We start from the raw sequence: 24326 nt of genomic DNA on the forward strand, positions 1-24326 counted from the left end.
CTCCCGCAGCCCCGCGGTCCTGCGGCGCGGCTACCCTCGCGGAACGCAACGTCGGCGGTTGCTCGCAGCGGTACAACGCTGCGAGCAACCGCCGAGGTTGCGTCTTGCGGAGAGGGGGCGGGTCAGGTGCCGCTCGGGGCGAGCGAGCCGGTCAACGGCTGGCCGCTCGAGCGCGTCGCGAAGCACGAGATGAAGGTGTTGCCGCGGTCCCAGGTCTCCTGGTCGGGCGCGTAGGTGCCCTGCACCTGCACGTCGCCGTACCGCGCCGCCGCCGCGGTGTCGACTGCCTTGGCGGTCTGGCACATCTGCGCCGCCTGCGCCGCCAGGTCGTCCGGCCCCGGCCACGCTCCGGCCTCGACCTGGATCCGGGCGGTCAGCTGCCCGGCGTGCGCTGCTGCGCAGTCGACCACCGTGAAGGACTGCGCCCAGGCGTCGGTGAACGGCGACAGGCACTCACCGCCGGCGAGCTCGTTCCAAGCGTGCTCACCCGGGGCGGCCTGGGTGGTCGCGAACTGCAGCGGCGGCGCGGGGGCCGCGGCGGCCTCGGTGGACTGCTCTGCCGAGGGCTCGTCCGAGGGAGCGGCCGACGCAGCGGCGGAGGACGCGCTCGCCGCGGGAGCGCTCTCCTCGCTGATGGAGTTCCCGAGGATCCAGCGGGTGAGCCCGAAGACCGCCACGAGCAGCACCACGATGAGCACGACGGCGCCGATCACGAGCAACTGCTTGCCGCGCTTGCCCTCGCCCGCGAGCCGACCGAAGCCCTCGTTGATGAAGTTGTCCCGTCCGCCGCCGTCGCCGGGAGCCGTGCTCCCCGAGGCCGTGCGGTCGGGAGCCGTCCCACGGGTTGCTGCGCGTGCACCGGGCGTCCCGTCACGACGGGGAGCGCCGGCCGGAGCGGCGACCGCGGGCATCATGCGCGTCCCCGAGTCCTCGGGGTCGTACCCGGTGTCGCCGAGCTGCCCGACCGCAGCCGTGCCGAACAGGTCCTTGATGACGCTCGTGTCGCTCGTCTCGCGGCCGTCCCACTCGTCCTGGTCGAGGTCGTCCGGTGCAGCGGCGGGCAGGCGCTCGACGGGGTGTTCGTCGTACCGCTCGTCGTGGACGTCGTCCTCGTCGCGGCGGTCGCTGCGGGCGTCGCGATCGCCGGTCAGCCCCCGGAGGTCCTGGCCGACGGACGGCGGGAGGTGCGCCGGGTACGCAGCGGTGGCGTCCGACGACGCCGGTTCGATCAGCGGCGGCGCCGCGGTCGGCGGCACGGTGGCGTCGGGCTCCGCCCACCAGGGGGTCGCCGGTGCAGCGACGGGCACCGGCGCATCCGCAGCGGAGTCGTCACGTCCGACACCGCCCACGGCCGGCAGCGCCGTCGTCCGTGCATCGTCGTCGCGGTGTTCGCGGTCGCCCCGGTCGTCGTCCTGCACCGACGGCAGCGCCGTCGTCCGTGCCACGTCGTCGTCCTTCGCATCCGCCGGGGCCGATGTCGGCACCGGAGCGGGTACCGGCACCGGTGCCGGCACCGGCGCCGCGAGCAGCCCGCTCGGGAGCCCACCGGCAGGCGTGTCGACCTCGCCCGCGACCACGTCGTCGTCCGCCTCGTCCGCGAGCGACCACGACCCCGCCCCGAGTGCCGTGGTGTCGAACCGGCCGGTCGTCAGCGTCGTCGGGACCTCGCCGGTCTCGTCGTCCCGGATCGCCCAGTCGAAGGGTCGTTCCGTCGCGCCGGCCGGGGCAGCGTCACCCGCTCCCTGCAGGCGCAGCAGCTCGGTGAAGCTCGGCGGCTCGTTCGTGGGTGCCGGCGCGGGCGGCAGGACGTTCTCGACCCCGAGCGGCTGCGCGACCGGCCCGGTCGGCGTCGGCGCGGGCGTTCCCGGCTGCGACCCGGTGACCCGCCCGAGCCAGTCGACGTCGCTGCGCCCCTGGCCGAACGGGTCGGCACGTCGTCGCTCGTCGTCGACGGCGCGGTTCTCGGCAGCGCGCTCGTCCCGGTGGCGCATCGCGGTCGGCAGCGAGATCGAGGACGGGTGCGAGACCGTGCTCGTCGGCGGCACCGGCGCAGCGGGCGGGATGCGGTCCCCGAGCGTCTCGCGCTCGTGCTCGACCGTCGCCTGCGGGTTCTCCGACGGCTCGCGGAGCTCGTCGCCCATGTGGATCGCCTGGGTCGCCCCGGCATCCTCGTCGGACTCGGATCCGGACGCAGCCCCGGACGCGGACCCCGGCCCGGACCCGGCCTCACGGTCGCCGACGGGCGGCGCCGGCACGACCGGTGCGGGCGCGACCGGTGCGGGATCGACGGCCTCCGGCTCGAACGGCTCCGGCAGTGGCGCGCCGGTCTCACGAGCGGCCCGCTCCGCCTCGCGCCGCTCGCGGCGCGAGGGCCACTCGTCGGCACCACGCGGCGCACCGAAGATGTCGGCGGCACTGCGGAGACCGCGGAACGGAGCGTCCGAGCCGGACGCGCGCAGGGCCTCCCGGTCGTCCGCCCCGTCTGTCGGGCCGGACGGACGGTCGGGATCGCGCGCGTCGTCCGGACGCTCCCCGGTCACGCGCTCAGCCCCAGGTCGGCCAGTCCGATCGCGGCGAAGTAGGGGTAGCCGGCCGCCTCGATGCGCTCCTTCGCGCCGGTGTCGCGGTCGACGACGACGGCCACTGCGGCGATGATCGCGCCCTCGCGCTCGAGCGCCTCGGCGGCCTTGAGCGGCGAGCCGCCCGTCGTGGAGGTGTCCTCGAGCACGACGACGCGCTTGCCGCGGACGTCCGGACCCTCGACCTGGCGGCCGCGGCCGTGGTCCTTCGGCTCCTTGCGCACGACGAACGCGTCGTAGGCGAGGCCGCGCGCCGCGGCCTGGTGCAGCACGGCACTCGCGATCGGGTCGGCGCCCATGGTGAGGCCACCGACGGCGTCGACGTCCGGCACCTGCTGCAGCAGGTCCGTCATCACCTGGCCGATGAGCGGAGCGACCCGGTGGTCGAGGCTCACCTTGCGCAGGTCGATGTAGTACGACGCCTGCTTGCCGCTGGTGAGCGTGAAGTCGCCGTGGAACACCGCGTCTGCGGAGATGTGCTGGATCAGCTGGTCGCGCGTGTCGGTCACAGCCCACAAGGGTAGTCGCTCGGCCCCGGAACGCCATCGCCAGGCGGCGTCACGGCTCGCTCGGTACGCTCCGCTCATGTCACCCGTCGCGCCCGGCCCGTCCGGCCGCGCTGCGGTCCCGGAGCCGGTCGCGATCGCTCCGGCGGGTCCGCCGTCGCGCCGCCGGTGGGTCGCGTCCGGCCAGGAGGCACTGGGCGCCGCCGTCGCGCTCGCCCTGGCCGTCATCGCCCTCGGCCACGTCCTGGTCACCGAGCGGGTCGCCCTGCTCTGGTACGACGGCGACTCCGTCCTGCTGCCGCTCGTCGAACGGTCGATCCGGCTCGGGCAGCCGTTCGAGTGGGCGATGTCACCGGCCCTGTTCTTCTTCCCCGAGCTGCCCGTCTACCTGCTCTGCTCCCTCGTCACCGCGACCCCGCAGCAGGCGCTGGCGCTGAACGGCGTGCTCGTGCTGCTCGCCGTGTACGCGCTGGTGCGGGCGGCGGCGAACGAGCTCATGCCGGCCGCACGCCGGTCGGCCAGGATCGCGGTGTCCGCCGTCGCGCTCGGGTTCGTGACCGCGATCGTGCTCACGGAGTACACGGCAACTGCGACCTCGCTCGAACTCGGATCACTCCTCCTGACGACGACCTACTACTACGGCGCTGTGCTCGCCATGCTCGGCACCGCGGTCCTGGTGCTCCGCGCGGTCCGGACCGGCCGCACCTCCGTCGTCGTCCTCGTCGTGACCGGCCTCGTCGCCGCGTGCACCACGGCGTCGAACCCGTTGTACGTCCCGTGGTCGGCGGCGCCCGTCGTCGTGACCCTCGTGCTGCTCTCGCTCGCGCGACGCGTCCCCTGGCGTCCGACCGGGTGGATGTCGGCCGTCCTCGTCGCCGGTTCCGTCGTCGGGTACCTGCTCCGGATCCCGCTCGCCCCGTTCGTGTCGCTCGACCCGTCGACCTACGTGCACCCGGAGCAGGCGGGCCGGACGCTCGCCTTCTTCGCGGCGCTGACCGACGACCGCGCCGGGTCGGCACGTGGCGACGCCGAGCTGCTGCTGCTCTTCGCGGGCGTGGTGCTGGCCGTCGGCGGCACGGTCTGGGCCTGGCGGGTGCGGACCGCGCGGACCGTGCTCGTCGCGACCGTGCTGCCGCTCGTGACGGTCGTGGCGGTGTCCGTCGGGGTGGTCGTCGCCGGGTCGGAGACACCGCGGTACCTCGAGCCGATCGTGACCGCACCGCTCCTGGCGCTCGTCGCCGTCGCCGAGCTCGTGCGCTCCGCCGTCCGTCGGACCCGGGTGCACCGGCCGCGCCGCGGCGTGCAGCTCGCCGCGGCGATCGCCGCGGCGGTGGTCCTGCTGGGTGGGGCGGCCGTCGCCCCGACCACGGTCAGCACCGTCGCGACGGCCCGGTACGCGCCGGCGGACTGCCTGGACCGCTGGGCGGACGGACGGCAGGTCACCGGCGTCGGGCAGTTCTGGACCGTCCGGCCCCTGGCGGCGTACGCGTCCGACGACGTCGAGCTCCTGCAGGTCCGGGACACGTTCGAGACCTACCCGTGGCTCGTCGACCTCGGCGCCTACCGGGACGCCAGACCGACCTTCGTGGTGATCGGTGCCAACGACGTCTGGACGACCGCGGTCGAGGACTCGCTCGGGGCGCCGGCGACCATCACGCACTGCACCGGGTTCGACGTCTACGACTACGCGGGCACGGTCGGGGCGGCCGTCCTGCAGCGCGACGTGGTCGGCAGCGCGGACGCCATCCGTCGCGAGCGGGGCTTCTGAGGCGCGGTCGCGGCCCGCGATGCCGTCGGGAGTTCTCCACAGGCGGCGCGGCGGCGTGTCGCGCCGGCTGTACGGATGTATAGGCTCGACCCCGTGACTCGTCCCACAAGCCACCGCGTCCCGCGCCCCGCCCTCCGTCTCCGCATCGCCGCCACCGGCCTGGCCCTCGCCGGCCTGCTCGCGACGGTGCTCGTCGACGCGCCGAGCGCGAGCGCCGCGAAGTACCCCTCGTGGGACGAGGTCATGGCGGCCCGGGGGCAGGAGTCCGCGAAGCAGGAGCAGATCACGAAGATCCGCGGGGTCATCTCCGGGCTGTCGGACCAGGTGCAGGAAGCCGAGGCCGAGGCGAAGCGCCTCGGTGACGACTTCTTCGACGCGCAGAGCGAAGCGCAGGAAGCCGCGGCCACCGAGCAGAAGCTCCGTGCCGAGGCCGACGAGCACGCCGAGATCGCCGAGCGCAGCGCGTCGCAGGCGGGGCAGTTCGCGGCGCAGATGGCGCGGCACGGTGGCGCCGACGTGACGGCGTCGGTCCTGGCCGAGGGCGAGGACGCCCGCGACCTGCTGTACGACCTCGGCGCCCTGAGCAAGCTGTCGGAGCAGGCCGAGCGGGTCGAGGCAGCGGCGAGCGCCGACGCCTCGGTCGCCCGGTCGCTGACCGCGCAGGCCGACCGCGCGTCGAAGGCGCTCGACGAGCTCGCGGCCGAGGCCGAGCGGAAGATGCAGGCGGCCCAGGCAGCCGCCGACAAGGTCCAGGCCGCGTACGACGAGCAGCAGGAGAACAAGGCGCGGCTCGACGCCCAGCTCGCGACCCTGACCTCGGGGCGTGTGCGCACCGAGGCCGAGTTCGCCGAGGGTGAGAAGGTCCGCAAGGCGGCTGAGGAGAAGGCCCGGCAGGAGGCCGAGGCCGCACGGCAGCGCGAAGCCCAGCGGCTGGCCGAGGCACAGGCGGCGGCAGCGAACCGCGGTGGCGGTGGCGGCGGCGGTGCGCCCGCTCCGGCTGCCGGCGGGGGCGGCGGGGGCGGCGGGGTCGGTTCCGGCTCCGGCACCGGCTGGGTGCGCCCCGGCGGTGGCTACGTCATCAGCCCGTACGGGTACCGCGTGCACCCGATCACCGGTCGCGTCACGAAGCACGACGGACTCGACCTGACGAGCGGCTGCTCGACGGCGATCGTCGCGGCCTCGTCCGGCACGGTCGAGTACGTCGGCTGGTACGGCGGGTACGGCAACTACGTCCGCATCAACCACGGCGGCGGTGTCTCGACCGCGTACGGCCACATCGTGAACGGTGGCTTCCGGGTCTCCCCCGGCCAGCGGGTCTCGGCGGGGCAGCTCATCGCCCTGGTCGGCTCGACGGGCAACTCGACCGGCTGCCACCTGCACTACGAGGTCCACATCAACGGCGCCACGATCGACCCGGCTCCGTTCATGGCGGCGCGGGGCGTTCGCCTCTAGTCCGGAGCGCACGGCGGGCGGCGCTCGTCACGCCGGCGCTGCACGGCGGGCGGCGCGCGTCACGCCGCGACTCCGACATCGCACCTGTCGATCGACGGGTGCGATGTCGCACACCCGGCCAGAATCGTCGGGCCAGCGGCGTCGGGCCGGACGCGCCGGGTGTCAGCTCCTGGTCCGGCGCGAGCGGCGTGCCAGCCGTCACCGGTAGGTTCGATCCCATGCGCGTGGCGACCTGGAACGTGAACTCCGTCCGCACCCGAGTGGGCCGGATCGTCGACTGGCTGGAGCGCGAGGACGTCGACGTCCTCGGCATGCAGGAGATCAAGTGCAAGCCGGAGCAGTTCCCGGTCGAGGCGTTCGAGGCGGCCGGCTACCAGGTCGAGGCGCACGGGCTGAACCAGTGGAACGGCGTCGCGTTCGCCAGTCGCCTGCCGATGGAGGACGTCACCCGCGACTTCCCCGGTCAGCCCGGCTTCCTCAAGGGCCACGAGGGGCCGGACCTGCCGGTCGAGGCACGGGCGATGGGCGTCACCGTCGACGGTGTCCGGCTGTGGAGCCTCTACGTCCCGAACGGCCGGGAGCTCGGTGACCCGCACTACACGTACAAGCTCGACTGGCTCGCACAGCTGGCCGACCGCACGACCGAGTGGCTCGACGCCGAACCGGACACCCCGCTCGCGCTGATGGGCGACTGGAACGTCGCGCCGCTCGACCAGGACGTCTGGGACCTCCGGGTGTTCGAGGGCGCCACGCACGTCAGCGAGCCGGAGCGTGCGGCGTTCCGCGAGTTCGAGACCCGCGGGCTGCAGGACGTCGTCCGCCCCCTCGTTCCCGAGGGCTACACCTACTGGGACTACAAGTCGCTCCGCTTCCCCCGCAACGAGGGCATGCGCATCGACTTCGTGCTCGGGTCGCAGGCGTTCGCGGACGTCACCGTCGGCGCCACGATCCACCGCGACGAGCGCAAGGGTGACGCCCCGAGCGACCACGTCCCGGTGTCGGTCGACCTCGACCTGGAGACCTCGCTCGACGACGATCGTCCGATGATCTTCTGACGCCGGCCCGGTCCCGGCCGACAGCCGGCGCCGCGCCCGCGATCTCCGAGCGCGCCCGCCGCTGACGTCCCCGAGCGCGCCCGCCGCTGACGTCCCCGAGCGCGCCCGCCGCTGACGTCCCCGAGCGCGCCCGTCCCTGTCGTCCCCGAGCGCGCTCGAGGCCACCCTGAGTGCGCTCGGACCACCGCGAGCGTGCACGACGTGCCGCGCGCTGGTCACCGACCGGGCTCGATCGGTCGCCCGAACCCGCTGACCGTGACAGAGATGGCCCGGTCAGCACCGGTAGGCGCCGGCAGGGCAAGCCCCGGCAGGGCATCGGCAGGCACCGGCAGGCACCGGCAGGTTCGGCAGACCCCGGCATCCCGCGGTCGGCGCGCCCGCGCTAGGGGTGCAGGAGCGCGGCGATGACGACCAGGACCGGGACGGCGCCGATCGTCGAGACGAGCACCACGTCGCGCGCCACCGGGACGGCCGCCTGGTAGCGCTGGGCGTAGTTGAACACGTTCTGGGCCGCCGGCAGCGCCCCCAGGGTGGTGAGGACGAAGACGTCCTGGTCGTCGAGCCCGAAGACGAACCGGGCGACGACGTACGCCACCGCCGGCATGACGAGCAGCTTGAGCGCCGAGGCCACGAGCACGTCCGGTCGTGTGGCACGGTCACGCAGCGGGGTCGCGCCGTGCAGGCTCATGCCGAACGACAGCAGCACCACGGGCACCGCAGCAGCGCCGACCAACGAGAACGGTTCGAGCACGGGCGCCGGCAGCTCGAGGCGGAGCGCGGAGCACACGAGCCCGACGAGCGAGGCGATGATGATCGGGTTCCGGAAGGGTCCGACGACCCGGGACCGCCAGCCGCCACCGCCCGCCGTCGCCGCGTCGAGGACCGTCAGGGCGAGCGGGGCCAGCACGACGAGCTGCAGCAGGATGACCGGGACGACCGCGGTGGCCTGGCCGAGGACGTACACCGCGACCGGCAGACCGATGTTGTTCGCGTTCACGTAGCCGGACGCCAGGGCCCCGACCGTGGTCGTGGCGACGGACCGCCGGAGCACCAGGCGGAACACCGCGACGGCGACGAGCCCGACCGTGACGGCGCTGACCAGCGACACCCAGAGCATCGGGGAGAGCAAGGACTCGATGTGCGCCGTGGCGATGGTGTGGAAGAGCAGGCACGGCATGAGCACGAAGAACGCCAGACGGCTCATCACGAACTGCGCGTGCGGGCCGAGCAGGCGGACGCGCCCGACCACGTAGCCGGCGGCGATGATCGCGCCGATGATCGCGAACCCCGTCAACACGCCACCCATCGCACCCATCCTCGCAGCCCGACGGCACGGACGGCGACCAGGACGGCAACGCGTGCGGCCGACCGGCGCACATGTGACGTCACTCAGCCGGGAAATGCGTTCGCATCGAATACCGTTGCAGGCACCATGACCTCGACGCCCGACACGCTCTCCCGTTCGACCGACTCCAGCCAGCCCCTCGTGCCGCTGCTCGAGGAGCGCTGGAGCCCGCGCTCCTACGACGACACCGCGACGATGACCGACGCCCAGCTCGACGCCGTCCTCGAGGCCGCTCGCTGGGCCGCGTCCGCGATGAACCACCAGCCGCGCCGCTTCGTCGCCGGCCGTCGCGGCACGGACACGTTCGCGAAGATCAACGACAACCTGCTCGGCTTCAACGCCGCGTGGGCCTTCCGCGCCAGCGCCCTGGTGGTCGGCATCCTCGAGACCACGACCGAGGACGGCGACGAGCGCCCCTTCGCACAGTACGACCTCGGCCAGTCCCTCACCGCGCTGACCGTCCAGGCGCACGCCGAGGGCCTCCACGTGCACCAGATGGCCGGCATCGATGCCGAGGGCCTCCGCGCCGCCTTCGACCTGCCCGAGCGCTTCCTCCCCTACACCGTGACCGCGATCGGCACCGTGGCGGACCCGTCGCAGCTCGACGAGAAGGCCGCCGAGCGCGAGGTCGCTCCGCGCACCCGCCTGCCCCTCGACGAGGTCGTCCTCGTCAAGGAGTAGGGACGACGCGCAGCAGCGCACGGTGCCGCGCATCGCTCCACGACGACGCGCGGCACCGCACCACGACAGCCGGGACCCCGCTGCCCACCGGGCCTGACAGAATCGGTGTCATGACCACGCCCCGCCTCGTCGCCTTCGACCTCGACGACACCCTCGCGCCGTCGAAGTCCCCGCTCGACCCGCGCATGCTCGAGACGTTCGCCGCGCTGCTCGCCACCGTGCCCGTCGCGGTGATCTCGGGCGGCAACTTCCAGCAGTTCGAGCAGCAGCTCGTGCACCCGCTCCGCGAGCGCGAGGGCCTCGTGCTCGACGACCTGCACCTGCTCCCGACGTGCGGTACGGCGTACTACCGCTGGTCCGGGTCGGACTGGGCCCTGCAGTACGCCGAGGACCTGACGGACGACGAGAAGGCCCGTGCCCTCGCGGCGGTCGAGTCGCAGGCGAAGGCCGCCGGCTACTGGGAGTCGGAGACCTGGGGCGAGATCCTCGAGGACCGCGGCTCGCAGATCACCTTCTCGGCGCTCGGCCAGTCCGCTCCGGTGGACGTCAAGAAGCGCTGGGACCCGACCGGCGAGAAGAAGGACCACCTGCGTCGACTCGTCCAGGCCGAGCTCCCGGACCTCGAGGTCCGCTCCGGCGGGTCGACCAGCGTCGACATCACCCGGAAGGGCATCGACAAGGCGTACGGCATGCGTCGCCTCGCCGAGCTGACGGGCATCCCGCTCGACGACATGCTGTTCGTCGGCGACCGCCTCGATCCCGAGGGCAACGACTACCCGGTGAAGGCGCTCGGCGTGCCCTGCCACGCGGTGGAGGGCTGGGAGGACACCGACGCGTTCCTCACGGACCTGATCCCCACCCTGCGCTGACGCGCACACGGACGGACGGGAGGACCGGTGCCAGCTGGCACCGGGCCTCCCGTCCGTCCCGTGGTGGCGTCAGGCGCGACGTCGCCCGCGGTCAGGGGATGCTGCGGACCGCCTCGACGAAGGAGCGGATCTTCGCGGCGTCCTTGACGCCGCGCTCCGACTCGACGCCGCTCGAGACGTCGACGCCGTCCGGGTCGAGCGCCTGCACGGCGGCGACGACGTTCGCGGGCGTCAGTCCACCCGCGAGGATCCAGGCCTCGTCGACCCGATCGGCGAGCGCCGCCGGGTCGACCAGCGTGCCACTGCCGGGCACCGCGGCGTCGAGCAGCAGCAGGTCGTGGTCGAACGCCGCGCGCTGCTCGGCGGTCTCGCGCAGGTAGTCGTCGGCGGACACCGCGCGGATGGTGAAGAAGCCCGCGTCGCGGGCACGGGCGAAGTCGCTGGCCGACTCGCGGCCGTGCAGCTGCAGGGTGGTGAGCCCGACCTCGGACGCGATGCCCACGACCTCGTCGATCGGCTGGTCACGGAAGACCCCGACGGCGTCGATGCCGTCGGGCACCCGCTCGACGAGCTCCTTGGCCAGGTCGGCCGTCACGGTGCGGGGGCTGCCGGCGGCGAACACGAACCCGACCGCGTCCGCACCGGCGTCCACGGCGGCGTCCACGGTCTCGGGCGTCGACAGGCCGCAGATCTTGATCCAGCGCTGGTCGGTCATGGTCCCATCCTGCCAGGGCCGACCGTCGGACGATGCCCTCGGGCTGCGCTGTGGACGAACCCGTTCAGTGCAGCGTGCCCGCGACGTACGCAGCCGCACACGCGGCGAGCACACCGAACGTGGCGAACGAGCCGACGAGCACGTTCCGGCGACGCCAGCGGCGCACCGCCGTGAAGGTCCCGCGCTTCGCGTGCTTGTGCGCCGCGCGGTGCAGCTTGTGGTCACGCTTGTGCTTCGTGCGGTCCGGCCCGAGCGGCACGGGACCGGTGATCTGCGTCGACCCGCCGCGCAACGCGTTCGCGACGGCCACGGCCGTCGGGCGCTTCGCCGGGTCGCGGTGCGTCATCTTGGCGAGCAGGTCCTTCCACTCGACACCCACTTCCGCGGGGACCTGCGGGTCGTTCCGGAGCCGCGCGAGGGCCGCCTCGATGAGGGTGCCGGAGTACTCCTGCTTGCCGGTCAGCGACTCGAGCAGCACCAGGCCGAGCGAGTACACGTCGGTCGCGAAGCCGATCGGCTCACCGGCCACCTGTTCCGGGCTGAGGTACGCGGCGGTGCCGATGATCGTGCCGTCGTTCGTCAGGCGGGAGCCGTCGACGAAGTGGGCGACGCCGAAGTCGGTGAGCTTGACCGAGCGGACGAAGCCGGATGCGCCCTCGTCGTTGATGAGGATGTTCGCCGGCTTGACGTCACGGTGCACGATGCCGCGCGAGTGCACGTAGGCCAGGGCGTCGGCGAGCTGTGCGCCGAGGTCGGCGACCTCGTAGTTGTGCAGCGCACCGCCGGCGAGCCGACGGAGCAGCGTCGTGTCGGCGATGAGCTCCATCACGATGAAGCGGTGCGGACCGTCCTCGAACTCGTGGGTCCCGGCGTCGTAGAGCGGGACGAGGCCCGGGTGCGAGAGCATGCTGAGCAGGCGGATCTCGCGCTCCTGGCGGACGCGGTCGGCCGTGGTCATCGAGTCCGGTGTCGCGAACAGCTTCACGGCGACGAGCCGGTAGGTGTGCTCGTCGCGGGCCTCGTACACGGACCCCATGCCACCGGTACCGATGAGCTTGACGAGCCGGTAGCGGCCGGAGAGGACCGTGTCGGCTCGTGCGCTGTCGACCAGGGTCATGGTGCACGTCGTTCCGTCTGGAGCCATCGGGGACCGCGGCCCACGCCGCGAACTGACTCGCCGTCAACGGTACGCGTCCCACCTCGATCCCGCAGGGGCGTTACGACATCGTGATGGGGGACAGATGCCCGTGGATCCGCGGATCTGCGGGGGTACGGTCCGGAGTCACGGAACCACACCCACTACGCAAGGAGGACATCGTGGCGCTGTCGAAGGGCGACGAGGTGCACTGGAACACCTCGCAGGGCAAGACGACCGGCAAGCTCGTCGAGAAGAAGACGAAGGACTTCACGTTCGACGGTCAGGACTTCAAGCCGACGGACGACGACCCGTACTGGATCATCGAGTCGGAGAAGTCCGGCAACAAGGCCGCCCACAAGGAGTCGGCACTCACGAAGAAGTGACCGGTCAGTCGTTCGCGGGCGTCGCACGGCGGCGTCCGCGGGCGGCTCCGGTCGTCGCGCCGTCCTGCGCCGCCGCACGCTGCTCGGCCCGCTCGGCACGGACGCGGCGGATGCGCCGGACCACGAACGTCACGACGACGACCGCGATCGCCACGTAGAGCACGCGGTCGATCCACTCGGTGTACTGCTCGACCTTGTCGTACTGCGTGCCGAACGCGGCACCGAGCAGCACGAGCGCGCTGTTCCAGATGCCGCTGGCGATGATCGTGAAGACCGAGAACGGCACGAGGTGCATCCGGTCGGCGCCGGCGGGCAGCGAGATCAGGCTGCGGACGATCGGCACGAAGCGGCCGAAGAAGACCGCGCTCTTGCCGTGCCGGTGGAACCAGTCGGCGGCCTTGCGGAAGTCGTCCTCGTCGACGAGCGGCAGTCGTCCCAGCAGCCGGACGGTCCGTTCGAACCCGATCACCGCGCCGAGCCAGTAGAGCACGAGTGCACCGAGGTACGACCCGAGCGTCGCCAGCACCAGGACGAGGACGAGGTTCATCTGCCCGGCTCCCGCCAGGAACCCCGCGAGGGGCAGGATCACCTCGGACGGGATCGGCGGGAACACCGTCTCGACGAAGAGCATCAGTGCGACGCCCCACTCCCCCAGCGCGTCGATGAGCTGGAGCACGAAGCCCGACAGCCCACCGAGGTCCTCGGTGCCCTCCGGCCGGGAGCCCGCGGCGGTGGTCGTCACGGGCAGGGTCGGCGGCAGCGTGAGGGCGGTCGTCATGCCCCGAGTCTCCCTGAGTGTCCTGACAGATCACGGTGCACCCGCCCGCGCACGCGCCGGACGCCGGCGTCTCGCGGAGACGCCGGTGTCTCGCCGTCATCGGTGCCGCTCCCGAGACGCCGGCGTCGGACCGAGACGCATCGTCCCCGCCGAGACTCCCCCGGATCCCGCGGCGTCTCGGCGGCGGGGCGGCGTCTCGCGGAGACGCCGGCGTCTCGCGGCCCGGCGACGCGACCCGGCACGACCCCGCGGTGCGAGCCGCACGACGACGGACGGGAGGCCCGGTGCCAGCTGGCACCGGGCCTCCCGTCCGTCAGGTGGTGACGACCGCTACACGGCGGCCGGCGCGCGCTGCCCGACCGTCTCGCCGGCCACCGCTGCCTGCTCAGCGGCGACGGAGTCGGCGGCGGGCGACTTGCGCACCCACTTCTTCAGCCCGACCAGGACCAGCGCGGAGACGACCGTGCCCGCCAGGATCGCGACGATGAACATCAGGACGTCGCCGATGGCGAAGAAGACGAAGATGCCACCGTGCGGGGCACGCGACGTCACGCCGGCCGCCATCGAGATCGCACCCGTGACCGCGGCACCGATCATCGAGGCGGGGATGACGCGCAGCGGGTCGGCCGCGGCGAACGGGATCGCCCCCTCGGAGATGAAGGACGCACCGAGCAGCCAGGCCGCCTTGCCGTTCTCGCGCTCCGGCTTGGTGAAGCCCTTGCGGTACAGCACGGTCGAGGCGAGCGCCAGGGCCAGCGGCGGGACCATGCCCGCGGCCATCACGGCCGCCATGATCTCGAACGGCACCACGTTCGTGGCGGTGCCCGCACCGAGGCCGGCGACGGCGAAGGAGTACGCGACCTTGTTGACCGGGCCACCGAGGTCGAACGCCATCATCAGGCCGAGGATCACGCCGAGCAGGATCGCCGAGGCGCCGTTGAGCGAGTTCAGCCAGTTCGTGAGCTGCGTCATGAGCCACGCGATCGGCCCGCCGAGCACGAGGAGCATGAGGCCCGAGGCGATGATCGACGCGAAGAGCGGGATGATCACGACCGGCAGGAGGCCACGGAGCCAGCGCCAGGTCGGGATGCGGCCGATCCAGTACGCGGCGGCACCGGCGATGAGACCACCGACGAGCCCGCCGAGGAAGCCGGCGTTCATGAACACCGCGATCGACCCGGCGACGAAGCCCGGCGCGATGCCCGGGCGGTCGGCGATGGCGTAGGCGATGTACCCGGCCAGGGCGGCGACGAGGAACCCGAGGGACACCCCGCCGATCTGGAAGGCCGCTGCACCGAGGTAGTAGCCGAGGCCCTCCGGCGGCAGGTTGAGGAGCGTGGAGTTCGTCAGCGTGTAGACGGCGTTGTTCTGGCCGGAGTCGCCGTGCGGGAGCGCGATGGCGTAGCCGGAGAGCAGGAAGCCGAGGGCGATGAGGAGACCGCCGCCCGCGACGAACGGGATCATGTAGCTCACACCGGTGAGCAGCCAGCGCTTCAGCGCCTGCCCGAAGTGCTCGTCGGCCTTGTTCGACTCGGTCGCGGTCGCGGCACCGCCCTGGACGCGCGCGGCGTTCGGGTCGTCGGCGGCGCGGATGGCCTCGGCGATCATCGCGTCGGGCTCGTCGACGCCGCGCTTGACCGGCCCGGACACGAGCGGCTTGCCGGCGAAGCGGCTGCGGTCACGGACGTCCACGTCGACCGCGAACACGACGGCGTCGGCGCGGGCGATGAGCGCGGGGTCGAGCGGCTCGACCTGCGAGGAGCCCTGCGTCTCGACGTGCATCTCGGCTCCGGCGCGCTCCGCGGCGGCGACGAGGGCGTCGGCGGCCATGTAGGTGTGCGCGATGCCGGTCGGGCAGGCGGTCACCCCGACGATGACCTTCCGCGCGCCGGTGGCGCCGCCGGTCGCGCCGCCGGCTGCTGCGGCCTGCGCGGGCTGCGACGTGGTCGGACGGGAGGCACTGCTCCCGTTCCCGACACCGGCTGCGGCGACCTCGCCGCCCACTTCACGCTGCACCAGGTCGACGACCTCCTGCGGGGTCGAGGCGGCGCGGAGCGCGGCGGTGAAGTCCTCGCGGATGAGTGCCCGGGCGAGGGTCGACAGGACCGTGAGGTGGTCCTTGTCGGCGCCCTCGGGCACGGCGATCATGAAGACGACGTCGGCGTCGCCGTCCGGCGCTCCGAACGGCACCTTCCGTGCGAGCCGCGAGAACGCCAGCGTCGGGCTCGACACCGAGGCCGACCGGGCGTGCGGGATCGCGATGCCGCCGGGCACACCGGTGCCGACGCTCGCCTCGCGCTTGATGGCGTCCTCGGCCAGGGTGACGCCGTCGGCCGCGCGGCCGGTCGCGGCGACGCGGTCGGCGAGCACGCGGATGACGTCGGACGACGTCGCGCCGAGGTCCTCGTCGAGGCCGACGAGCTCGGCGCTGATGAGGCGCTGCGTCGTGTCTGCGGACATGGGGTTGCTCCTTTGCAGTGGCGCCGGGGGCGCGGGCAATGCTGGTTCGGGGTGGTGCTGCTGGGTGGTGCTGCGGGATCGGTCAGGCGATCGGCGCCGGGACCTGCGTCGTGTGCAGGGTCCGGACCGTCACGCTGCCGGGGTCGGTGTGGTCGAGGGCGGGCACGTCGCTCCCGGGCAGTGCCGCGGCAGCGGCCCCCGTGGCGACGGCCTGGGCGAGGCGCTCGGACGCCGAGGCTCCGGCGACCTCGGCGAGCAGGTAGCCCGCGAGGGACGAGTCACCGGCACCGACCGTCGAGCGGGCGACGATGCGGGGTGCGGCGGCGACGTGGCTGCCCTCGCCGGAGACGAGGACGGCGCCGGCGCTGCCGAGTGTGAGCAGCACGGTGTCGACGTGCTTCTCACGCAGCCGGTGTGCGGCGGCGACGGCTGCCTCGAGGTCCTGCTCGTAGACCTCGGGGTCACCGCCGACGACCTCGGCGAGTTCCTCCGCGTTCGGCTTGACCAGGTCGATCCGCTCCCCCGACTGCAGCAGCGCGGTGAACGGGATGCCCGACGAGTCGACCGCGACCCGGACGTCGTCGCCGTGGCGCTCGCGCACGGCACGGACGAGCACGGCGAGCGCGTCGTCGGGCAGGCCCGGCGGCAGGGACCCGGCGAACACCACCCAGCGGGCGGACGGCCCGGTCGGGGTCGGTCCGGCGGCGTCGGCGACGAGCGCGGCGAGGTCCTCGAGACGATCCGCGAGCGAGGGCCCGGGCTCGTTGAGCTTCGTCGTCGTGCCGGTCGGCTCGGTGACGGTGACGTTCGAGCGGAGCGGGGCACCGATCGGCAGTGCGGCGGTCGGGATGCCCCGGGTCGCCAGGCCGAGCAGGACGGGGTCGAGCTCGTCGCCGGGCAGGACCGCGAGGGTGTCCCCGCCGCTCGCGACGACGACCCGGGAGACGTTGACGCCCTTGCCGCCCGGCTCGGCCGTGGTCCGGACGGCCCGCTGCACGGCGCCGCGCTGCAGCTCGCCGCCCAGCTCGATCGTGCGGTCGAGGGACGGGTTCGGCGTCACGGTGACGATCCGGGTGCTGGGGTGCACGGTGTGCTCCTGCTGATTCATGCGACCACGACCTCCACGTCGGCGTCGGCGAGCGCCCCGGCGAGGTCCGCCGGGGGCTCCTGGTCGGTGACGAGGGTGTCGACCTCGTCGAGCCGGGCGAAGCGCATGAGCGCCTCGACGCCGTGCTTGGCGGCGTCGGCGAGGACGACGCTGCGTCGGGCCGCGAGGACGTAGGCGCCCTTGACCCCGGCCTCGTACTCGTCGGGCGTGCTCAGCCCGAAGCCGGCGGACAGGCCGTTCGTGCCGACGAACGCGATGTCCGGGCGGAGCGCCGCGATCTGCTCCACGGTGGCCGTACCGACGGCGGCGCTCGTCAGCCCGCGCACCCGCCCGCCGAGCAGGTGCAGCTCGACGTGCTCGCTGTGCTGCAGGGTGGCGGCGATCGGGACCGAGTTCGTGACGACGGTCAGGGTCGATCCGGGGGTCGCGGGCTCCCAGCGGACCAGCTCGGCGGCGACGGCGGCGCAGGTGGTGCCGGCGTCGAGGGCGATGGACCCGGTGAACGACGACGGCACCAGGCGCATCGCGGCGCGGGCGATCGCCGTCTTCGCGGTGCCGTGCTGCCCCTCGCGCTCGGCGACGGAGAGCTCGACCACGCTGGAGCGTCCGACGGGGACCGCTCCCCCGTGCACCCGGCGCAGGACACCGGCGGTCTCGAGGGCGTCGAGGTCGCGGCGCACTGTCTCGGTCGTGACGTCGAAGTGCTCGGCGAGGTCGGCGACGGACACCCGCCCGGCCGACTGCAGCGTGGCGGCGATGGCGTCCTGCCGCTCGGTTGCGTACATGCCGGAACTCCTTCGTTCTCGTTGGTTCGAGGAACTGTACGTCCGAAAGCAACACGAACGCAACTGTTTCGCGGCAGAACCAACACGAACGAAGGAACGCCCGACCTGCCAGTGCAGATCGGGCGTTCCTGTGGAGGCCGTGTGGGGCGTCAGTCGTCGAAGGGGACCCGGTCGCTCGACCCCACCCCGGCACGCTGCCGGTAGGACAGGTGTCCGCCGAGGTACCCGCCGACGCTCACGACGGTGAGCCCGACGACGCCGAGCGCCTTGCCTGCCGCGGTGTTGCCCTTCCGTCGCTGCCACCACGACAGGCCGAAGAACGTGATGCCGACCCAGTTCACCGCCTGGTGCACCCACCCGGTCCGGCGCTGCTCGAGCGAGAGCTCCGCCCAGTCGACGTAGCCGGCGATCGACGCACTGCCCGCCGATGCGATCCCGACCCCGGTCAGCGTCTGCGCCGCGCGCGCGTTGCCCTTCCCGCCGATCAGGTCGAGGACGGCTGCCGAGATCCAGGCGCCGAGTGGCACCTGCACCATCAGCGGGTGCAGGGGGTGTCCGAACGGCACGCCGTGCAGCAGCTGCCGCAGGGCCTTCGGCTTCGCGACCGCGCGGACGACGCGCGTGTCGAGGTCGACGGCCTTGTCGAGCACGCTGGCGTGCTCGATGGAGTCGGTGAGGCGACGGATGATCGGCAGCTCTGGCATGCCCTGGACGCTAGGCCGCCGGGCCCGGTGTCGGTTCCAGGAACCGGCACCGGGCCTCCCGACCGGTGCGCCCGGCGGACCACGCGACCGGTCAGACCGCGGCGAGCGCCGAGGTGGGCGGGATTCGCGCGGCGCGCGCCGCCGGGTACAGCCCCGAGACGCCGCCGATCACCACGGTCGCGGCGAGTCCGCCCCCGACCGCCCACAGCGGGATCGCCACCGGCCACCCCTGCGCGAGCGCGAAGGCGATCGTGACGCCCAGCCCGATGACCACCCCAGCGACACCGCCGAGGAAGGAGAGCAGCAGCGACTCCACCAGGAACTGGTCGCGGATGTTCCGTCGTCGGGCGCCGAGTGCACGCCGGACACCTACTTCTGCCCGTCGTTCGAGGACCGTGATCACCATCGTGTTCGCGACACCGATCCCGCCCACGAGCAGGGCAACCCCACCGATCCCGACCAGGAGCCCGGTGAACGAGTCGTCCGTCGCGTTCTTCGCCGCGAGGGCGTCGGACGGACGGGTCACCCCGACGTCCTGCGGGTGGTCGGGGCTGATCGCGTTCGCCAGGACGTCCCGCGCGTCGGCCACCCGTTCCGGGTCGACGCGCGTGTAGACCGCGGTCGGGTGTCCGTCGAACCCGAGGGTCGTCGCGAGCGCCTGTGGGACGAAGACCTGGTTGTCGAGGTCCTCCGCGAGTTGCAGCGGCGCGAGGACGCCGACGACCTGCACCCACTGTCCGCCGATCCACACCCGGGTGTCCGGCCGGAGCTCGTCGATGCCGAGGTTCTTCGCGGCGACCGCCCCCAGCACGGCCTGGGCGGGGGCGTCCGGCGACGGGTCGACCCACCGTCCGGCCGCCAGGGATCCGCCGAGCACCGTCGGCACGTCACCCCAGACGGTCATCACGCCGATGCCCTTCGTCTCCGCCGCGGGCACGAAGGGGTTCCGGTAGACGCGGCCGTCCTCGGCCTCGCCGACGCCGGCGGCGTCCTGCACGTCGGACTGTCGGAGCGCCGACTCGACGGCCGTGCTCGGCAGGGGCGGGACGTCCCCGAAGCCCTGTGCCTTCGTGACCGTGAGGACGTTCGTGCCGAGTGCGTCGAGCACCTGGTCGAGGGCCGCCTTGCTCGACGACGAGATGCCGACGACGGCGATCATGGCGGCGATGCCGATCGCGATGCCGAGCGCCGACAGCACGACCCGGCCCGGACGGGTCCGGAGCCCGAAGACCCCGAGCCGGAGCAGGTCTCCGGCGCCGACCGTCCGCGGGCGCTGCGCTCGCGCCGTGTGCGCGCTCACCGTCCGGCTCCGACGATCGCGTCGGCGAGGGCACCCGCGTCCGAGGTGCTCGAGTCGTCCTCCACGGCCCCGTCCCGCATCCGCACCTGGCGGGGCAGCGAGGCCGCCAGTGCCAGGTCGTGCGTGATGACGAGCACGGTGGTCCCGGCGTCGTTGAGCTCGCGGAGCAGCCCGAGGATCTTCCGACCGCTCGCGGTGTCGAGTGCACCGGTCGGCTCGTCGGCGAGCAGGATCGTCGGATCGCCGACGATGGCGCGGGCGATCGCGACGCGCTGTTTCTCGCCGCCGGAGAGCTGCGGCGGGCGGTGCCCGACGCGGTGCTCGAGACCGACCCGTCCCAGTGCGTCGACCGCGCGCTCCATCCGAGCCCGACGCGGGACGCCGGCGTAGAGGAGTCCGTCGGCGACGTTCTCCGCCGCGGTCGCGCCGGCCTGCAGGTGGAAGTGCTGGAAGACGAACCCGATGTGCTCGGCGCGGAGCCGGGACAGGTCGTCGTCGCGCATCGACCCGACGTCGTGCCCGGCGATCGTCACGGTGCCCGAGGTCGGCCGGTCGAGCGTCCCGACGGTGTTGAGCATCGTCGACTTGCCGGAGCCCGAGGGACCGACGACCGCGACGAGCTCCCCGGCGGTGACGTCGAGCGACACCCCGCGGAGCGCCTGCACGTCGCCGTAGGTCTTCACCACCTCACGGAGGCGGACCACCGTCTCCGCGGCGCGCGGGCCGGCGACGGCATGATCGGCGAGGGTCGCCGCGCTCACGAGGGCACCACGACCTCGTCGCCCTCGTGCACGTCGCCGGTGACCGCCGCACGACCGTCGGCGACGAGCCCGACCTGCACCGTCACGCGCTTCGTCGTGCCGTCACGTCGGGCGACCTCGACGCTGTACTCGCCGGAGCGTCCGGTCGCGGACAACGCCTGCACCGGCACCGAGAGCACGTCCTTCGCGGTCTGCCCGGGGGCCTCCACCCGGACGGATGCCGCTGCGGGGATGCTCTGGTCGCCGGCGTCGAACGCGATCGTCGTCAGGACGGTCTTGCCGCCCGTGTCCGACTCGTCCGGCTCGGCGTCGACGACCTCGCCCTCGATCGCGTCCTCGCCGCCGTTCAGACGCACCCGGACCTTCGTGCCGACGGCGAGGCGCGCGGCGTCCGCCTGGGACACTGCGGCGTTCACGACGCGCTTCGTGCTCGTGACCTGGAGGACGTCCCCGGCGGCAGGCTGGCCGAGCTTCGCGACGACGGAGTCGACGCGGACGGGGCCGTCGACGAAGACGATGTCGTTCGCCGTGAGCGCGCCGGTGACCTCCAGCCCACGGTCCTCCTGCCAGCGCTGCACCGCTGCCCGGGTGCGCTTGCCGAACGTCTCGTCGACGGACACGTCGTAGCCCAGGGCGGCGAGGTCCTCGTTGAGCTGCCGGACGTCGGCCCCCTCGATGCCGTACTCGAGCGTCCGCCAGAGCGGGGTGGCGCCGTACATCGCACGGACCGGTCGCTCGTCGACCGCGTACACCGGCTGGTCCTGCTCGATGACCTGTCCGGGTTCGGGCAGCCAGGTCACGGTACCGGACGCCGCGCCCGGGACCCCGGTCGGTGCGCCGTACCCGAGGGCACCCGCGAAGAGCTTCGAGTCGGTCAGGTCCCCCTTCTCGACCGGGGCGGTGGCCTGCTTGCTGCGGGTCTCGGCGGCCGAGGACTCCGTCGGGGTCCCGCCGACGACCGCCCACGTGCCGACTCCGGCTGCCAGCACGGCGACCAGGCACGCACTGACGACGACGGTGCGCCCGCGCACGGTCCCGGTCACTTCGTCTGCACCTTCGCGCCGGAACCCTCGTAGCACTTCCCGAGGACGTCCGCGTACGCGGTGTCGCCCGCTGGGGCCCGGTACGCGTCCGCGCGCTCCGGGTCGTCCGGGTAGTCGGTGTACCCAGCCTTCCGCATGCACTCCGCGACCTTCAGGGCGAGCGCCCGGAACTCCGCGCTGTCCCGACCGCTCTCGGCCTCGCGCGCCGCCTCGGGGTCGTGCTCCCGCGTGCACTCCGCCAGGGCGTCCTGCTGACCCTGCACGTCTCCGGTCGTCGGGGTGAACCGGTAGTCGTCGTCGGTCACGTCGTAGCCCGCGTCCCGCATGCAGGACGCGACGGCGTGGTCACTGCTCGTCTCGGCGGGGCCCGTCGGCCGGCCGGGGTCCGGCTGCGAGGCGGAACAGCCGGCGAGGACGCCGGCGAGGACGAGGATCGCCGCGGCGGTCCCGGTGGTGGTGATGGTCCGTGTCATGGTGCTCCTCGCGTCGTCGGGGATGGTGGTGGTCCTGGTGCGGCCGGTCATGATCAGTTGCCCCGCGTCTTCGTGTCGGGCGCGTGCTTCGCCAGGCACTCGTCGAGGTGGTCGTCGAACGCCGGGTCCTCGGAGAGGGCGCCGTAGTCGATGACGCCCGGCTTCTGCGCCGGTGCGTCCGGGTACTCCTCGCGCACGCAGGCGTCGACGGCGGCGTACTGGCGCTTCCACTCGTCCTTCTGCGCCGAGTCGGCGGACTGCACGCCGATCTGCTTGTTGCACGTCTGTGCGGCCTCCAGGAAGGCAGCCTGATCGACCCCGGGCGGCGTGAGCACCGAGCCGCTGGTGACCTCGTCGTCGCTCGGGTCCTCGGCCTCGAAGCCGGCGTCCCGCATGCAGGACCCCCACTTCGACCCGAGCCCGCTGGACGCGGCGGTGTCAGCCGCTCCCGCCGTGTCGTGCGCGGTGCACCCGGCGAGGGCGAGCGGAGCGCCGACGACGAGCGCGAGGACGACGGCGGCCCGGTGGAGGATCGAGGGAGTCGGTGTGGTGGTGTGGTTCATGCATCCAGGACACCGGACAGGGTGTTTCGCGAACGGCTGCCCGCGGATTACACCGACGAAACACCGATCACACCGACGAGACACCGACGACGGCGCGGAGCCCACCGTCGGGCAGGGGCTCGAGCCGGAGCGACCAGCCGTGCGCGTCCGCGATCGCGGCGACGATCGACAGCCCGAGGCCGCTGTGCCGCTTCGAGCCCGGGTGGTCCCCGCGACGGAACGGCTCGGTGAGGTGCTGGACCTCGTCCGGGTCGACGAGCACCCCGGTGTTCTCGACCGTCACCCCGTGCACGCCCGTGCGGACGAGGACCGTGCCGCCCGGTTCGTTGTACTCGATCGCGTTGTCGACCAGGTTGCCGACGAGTTGCCGGACGAGCAGCGGTTCGCCGGTCAGCCCGCGGGGCACGTCCTGCTCGTCGACGACGAGCGTGACGTCGGCGTCACGCGCAGCACCGGCGGCCTGCGCGACGACGTCACGGGCGACGGCACCGAGGTCGACCGCCGTCGACCGGTCCTCGAGTCCGCGCTCCGCCTCGGCGAGCACCAGGAGCGAGTCGACGAGGTGCTCGGTGCGGCGGTTCTGCTCGAGGAGCTCCGCCCGGACCGCCGCGAGCTCGGCCGGGGTGGCGTCGTCGGGCAGCCCGATCTGCACCGACGCGCGCTGCACCGCGAGCGGCGTGCGCAACTCGTGCGCGGCCTGCGCCACGAACCGCCGTTGGCTCGCGAACGCCGCCTCGAGCCGGTCGAGCAGGGCGTCCACCGTGCGCGCGAGCCTGCGGAGTTCGTCGTCGGGACCGTCGAGCGCGATGCGTTCGTGGAGGGTCGACGCCGAGATCCGGTCGGCGGTGCGCGCCATCCGGTCGATCGGGCGCAGGACCTGGCGGCTCAGGACCCAGCCGAGCAGACCGGCGAGCACCCCCGCGACGGCGATGCCGACCGCCGACCACTGCCACTGCTGCTCGGCGGCGACCTGCACGAAGGCGACCGCACCGGAGGGCACCGCCGAGGGGTCGACGTGCGGATCACGTCCGACCGACGGCGTCGCGGCCGAGGACAGCGCCGTCGGTCGGAACTCGGTGGCTGCGCGGAGCGACCACTGGGACGCGAGCGCGACGAACACGAGCACGCCCGTGGTCAGGGCCATCGCGGAGACCGCGAATCCGACGGTCGTCCGGACGCCGATGCTCCAGAGCCGCGTCACAGTGCGTACCCGCACCCCGGGACGGTCCGGATCGGGTCGGGCGGCCCGAGCTTCTTGCGGAGCTTCGACAGGGTCACCCGGACGGCCGCCGTGAACGGGTCGATGTTCATGTCCCAGACCTTCTCGAGCAGCTCCTCGGACGAGACTATGCGACCGTCCGCGCGGAGCAGCACCTCGAGCACGCCGAGCTCCTTCGACGTCAGGTCGAGCGGTCGGCCGTCGCGGGTGGCGATGCGCCGGTTCGAGTCGACGACGATCCCGTCCCGCTCGAGCACCGGCGCGACCGGCGCGACGCTCCGCCGCCCGAGCGCACGGACCCTGGCGACGAGCTCCGGGTACTCGAACGGCTTCGCGAGGTAGTCGTCCGCACCGAGTTCGAGCCCGTGCACGCGGTCTGCCAGCGTGGTCGCGGCGGTCAGCATGAGGATCCGGGTCAGCGAGCCCCTCGCCGCGAGTCGACGCGCGACCTCGTCCCCGTGCAGACCCGGCAGGTCGCGGTCGAGCACGACGACGTCGTAGTCGTTCACGGACAGGAGTTCGTCCGCCTCGTCGCCTCGGTACGCGACGTCGACGGCCATGTCCTGGCGACAGAGTCCCTTCGCGACGAGATCGGCCAGGGAGGTCTCATCGTCAACCACGAGTACACGCACATTCTACAT

Annotated in this window: 23 protein-coding genes; 6 read left to right on the top strand and 17 right to left on the bottom strand. The window is 73.1% G+C overall.

The features are described 5' to 3' along the window. Positions 1–122: 122 nt before the first annotated feature. A complete protein-coding gene (locus tag JOD95_RS06935) occupies positions 123–2540 on the bottom strand; it encodes a hypothetical protein (RefSeq protein WP_209684108.1) in 2418 nt (805 codons plus the stop codon). Beyond that, positions 2537–3088: an orotate phosphoribosyltransferase gene (pyrE, locus tag JOD95_RS06940; protein ID WP_058729844.1), complete on the bottom strand. Its 552-nt coding sequence runs from the start codon at positions 3086–3088 to the stop codon at positions 2537–2539. Before pyrE ends, JOD95_RS06935 begins: the two co-directional genes overlap by 4 nt. Positions 3089–3164: 76 nt before the next feature. Here pyrE and JOD95_RS06945 point away from each other — a divergent pair, with 76 nt between their 5' ends. The 3 genes from JOD95_RS06945 (at position 3165) to JOD95_RS06955 (ending at position 7360) form a co-directional block, all read left to right on the top strand. Further along, positions 3165–4853: a hypothetical protein gene (locus tag JOD95_RS06945; protein ID WP_209684110.1), complete on the top strand. Its 1689-nt coding sequence runs from the start codon at positions 3165–3167 to the stop codon at positions 4851–4853. 93 nt (positions 4854–4946) lie between these two features. Beyond that, the gene (locus JOD95_RS16910) at positions 4947–6305 is read left to right on the top strand and encodes a M23 family metallopeptidase (RefSeq protein ID WP_209684111.1); all 1359 of its coding nucleotides are present in this window, start codon (positions 4947–4949) and stop codon (positions 6303–6305) included. Positions 6306–6523: 218 nt separating this feature from the next. After that, the gene (locus JOD95_RS06955) at positions 6524–7360 is read left to right on the top strand and encodes an exodeoxyribonuclease III (RefSeq protein ID WP_209684112.1); all 837 of its coding nucleotides are present in this window, start codon (positions 6524–6526) and stop codon (positions 7358–7360) included. 382 nt (positions 7361–7742) lie between these two features. On the opposite strand, the gene JOD95_RS06960 is transcribed toward JOD95_RS06955, so the two are convergent. After that, positions 7743–8666 (bottom strand): AEC family transporter, encoded by a 924-nt coding sequence (locus tag JOD95_RS06960; protein WP_066652019.1) that lies wholly within the window; start codon positions 8664–8666, stop codon positions 7743–7745. Between the two features lie 126 nt (positions 8667–8792). Here JOD95_RS06960 and JOD95_RS06965 point away from each other — a divergent pair, with 126 nt between their 5' ends. Together JOD95_RS06965 and JOD95_RS06970 are read left to right on the top strand one after the other, a co-directional pair. Continuing rightward, positions 8793–9386: a nitroreductase family protein gene (locus tag JOD95_RS06965; RefSeq protein ID WP_066652018.1), complete on the top strand. Its 594-nt coding sequence runs from the start codon at positions 8793–8795 to the stop codon at positions 9384–9386. Between the two features lie 110 nt (positions 9387–9496). Then, positions 9497–10255 (top strand): HAD-IIB family hydrolase, encoded by a 759-nt coding sequence (locus JOD95_RS06970; RefSeq protein WP_209684113.1) that lies wholly within the window; start codon positions 9497–9499, stop codon positions 10253–10255. Positions 10256–10346: 91 nt separating this feature from the next. Here JOD95_RS06970 and JOD95_RS06975 read toward each other — a convergent pair whose 3' ends face one another. Both JOD95_RS06975 and JOD95_RS06980 read right to left on the bottom strand, forming a co-directional pair. After that, a complete protein-coding gene (locus tag JOD95_RS06975) occupies positions 10347–10970 on the bottom strand; it encodes a phosphoribosylanthranilate isomerase (protein WP_209684114.1) in 624 nt (207 codons plus the stop codon). Between the two features lie 64 nt (positions 10971–11034). Further along, positions 11035–12087 (bottom strand): serine/threonine-protein kinase, encoded by a 1053-nt coding sequence (locus tag JOD95_RS06980; protein ID WP_066652012.1) that lies wholly within the window; start codon positions 12085–12087, stop codon positions 11035–11037. Positions 12088–12287: 200 nt separating this feature from the next. Here JOD95_RS06980 and JOD95_RS06985 point away from each other — a divergent pair, with 200 nt between their 5' ends. Then, positions 12288–12491, top strand: coding sequence for a DUF2945 domain-containing protein (locus JOD95_RS06985; protein WP_058729617.1), 204 nt, complete (start codon positions 12288–12290; stop codon positions 12489–12491). A gap of 4 nt (positions 12492–12495) precedes the next feature. On the opposite strand, the gene JOD95_RS06990 is transcribed toward JOD95_RS06985, so the two are convergent. The 12 genes from JOD95_RS06990 to JOD95_RS07045 form a co-directional block, all read right to left on the bottom strand. Next, positions 12496–13269, bottom strand: a complete 774-nt coding sequence (locus tag JOD95_RS06990) for a DedA family protein (RefSeq protein WP_209684115.1) — start codon at positions 13267–13269, stop codon at positions 12496–12498. Between the two features lie 330 nt (positions 13270–13599). Further along, complete coding sequence (locus JOD95_RS06995) at positions 13600–15729, bottom strand: fructose-specific PTS transporter subunit EIIC (protein ID WP_209684116.1); 2130 nt, start codon at positions 15727–15729, stop codon at positions 13600–13602. Positions 15730–15811: 82 nt separating this feature from the next. Further along, positions 15812–16816, bottom strand: a complete 1005-nt coding sequence (locus tag JOD95_RS07000; protein ID WP_307810402.1) for a hexose kinase — start codon at positions 16814–16816, stop codon at positions 15812–15814. A 17-nt stretch (positions 16817–16833) separates the two neighbouring features. Then, positions 16834–17622 carry a DeoR/GlpR family DNA-binding transcription regulator gene (locus tag JOD95_RS07005; protein WP_209684119.1) on the bottom strand — a complete coding sequence of 263 codons (789 nt, stop codon included), beginning with the start codon at positions 17620–17622 and terminating at the stop codon, positions 16834–16836. A 149-nt stretch (positions 17623–17771) separates the two neighbouring features. Next, the gene (locus tag JOD95_RS07010) at positions 17772–18326 is read right to left on the bottom strand and encodes a DUF2231 domain-containing protein (RefSeq protein ID WP_066652001.1); all 555 of its coding nucleotides are present in this window, start codon (positions 18324–18326) and stop codon (positions 17772–17774) included. Between the two features lie 91 nt (positions 18327–18417). Beyond that, positions 18418–19626, bottom strand: coding sequence for an ABC transporter permease (locus JOD95_RS07015; RefSeq protein ID WP_209684121.1), 1209 nt, complete (start codon positions 19624–19626; stop codon positions 18418–18420). After that, complete coding sequence (locus JOD95_RS07020; RefSeq protein WP_235426449.1) at positions 19623–20387, bottom strand: ABC transporter ATP-binding protein; 765 nt, start codon at positions 20385–20387, stop codon at positions 19623–19625. The genes JOD95_RS07015 and JOD95_RS07020 overlap by 4 nt, the downstream gene beginning before the upstream one ends. Further along, positions 20384–21430 carry an efflux RND transporter periplasmic adaptor subunit gene (locus tag JOD95_RS07025; protein WP_209684123.1) on the bottom strand — a complete coding sequence of 349 codons (1047 nt, stop codon included), beginning with the start codon at positions 21428–21430 and terminating at the stop codon, positions 20384–20386. Before JOD95_RS07025 ends, JOD95_RS07020 begins: the two co-directional genes overlap by 4 nt. Next, a complete protein-coding gene (locus JOD95_RS07030) occupies positions 21427–21903 on the bottom strand; it encodes a hypothetical protein (RefSeq protein WP_209684125.1) in 477 nt (158 codons plus the stop codon). The genes JOD95_RS07025 and JOD95_RS07030 overlap by 4 nt, the downstream gene beginning before the upstream one ends. A gap of 53 nt (positions 21904–21956) precedes the next feature. Beyond that, positions 21957–22466: a hypothetical protein gene (locus JOD95_RS07035; protein WP_209684127.1), complete on the bottom strand. Its 510-nt coding sequence runs from the start codon at positions 22464–22466 to the stop codon at positions 21957–21959. 67 nt (positions 22467–22533) lie between these two features. Next, positions 22534–23682, bottom strand: coding sequence for a HAMP domain-containing sensor histidine kinase (locus JOD95_RS07040; protein ID WP_209684129.1), 1149 nt, complete (start codon positions 23680–23682; stop codon positions 22534–22536). After that, positions 23664–24317 (bottom strand): response regulator transcription factor, encoded by a 654-nt coding sequence (locus JOD95_RS07045; RefSeq protein ID WP_209684131.1) that lies wholly within the window; start codon positions 24315–24317, stop codon positions 23664–23666. Before JOD95_RS07045 ends, JOD95_RS07040 begins: the two co-directional genes overlap by 19 nt. Between the last annotated feature and the right edge of the window lie 9 nt (positions 24318–24326).

Origin of the sequence: Curtobacterium sp. 1310 (assembly GCF_017834105.1) — a bacterium.
In the GTDB taxonomy this organism is placed as follows: Bacteria; Actinomycetota; Actinomycetes; order Actinomycetales; family Microbacteriaceae; genus Curtobacterium.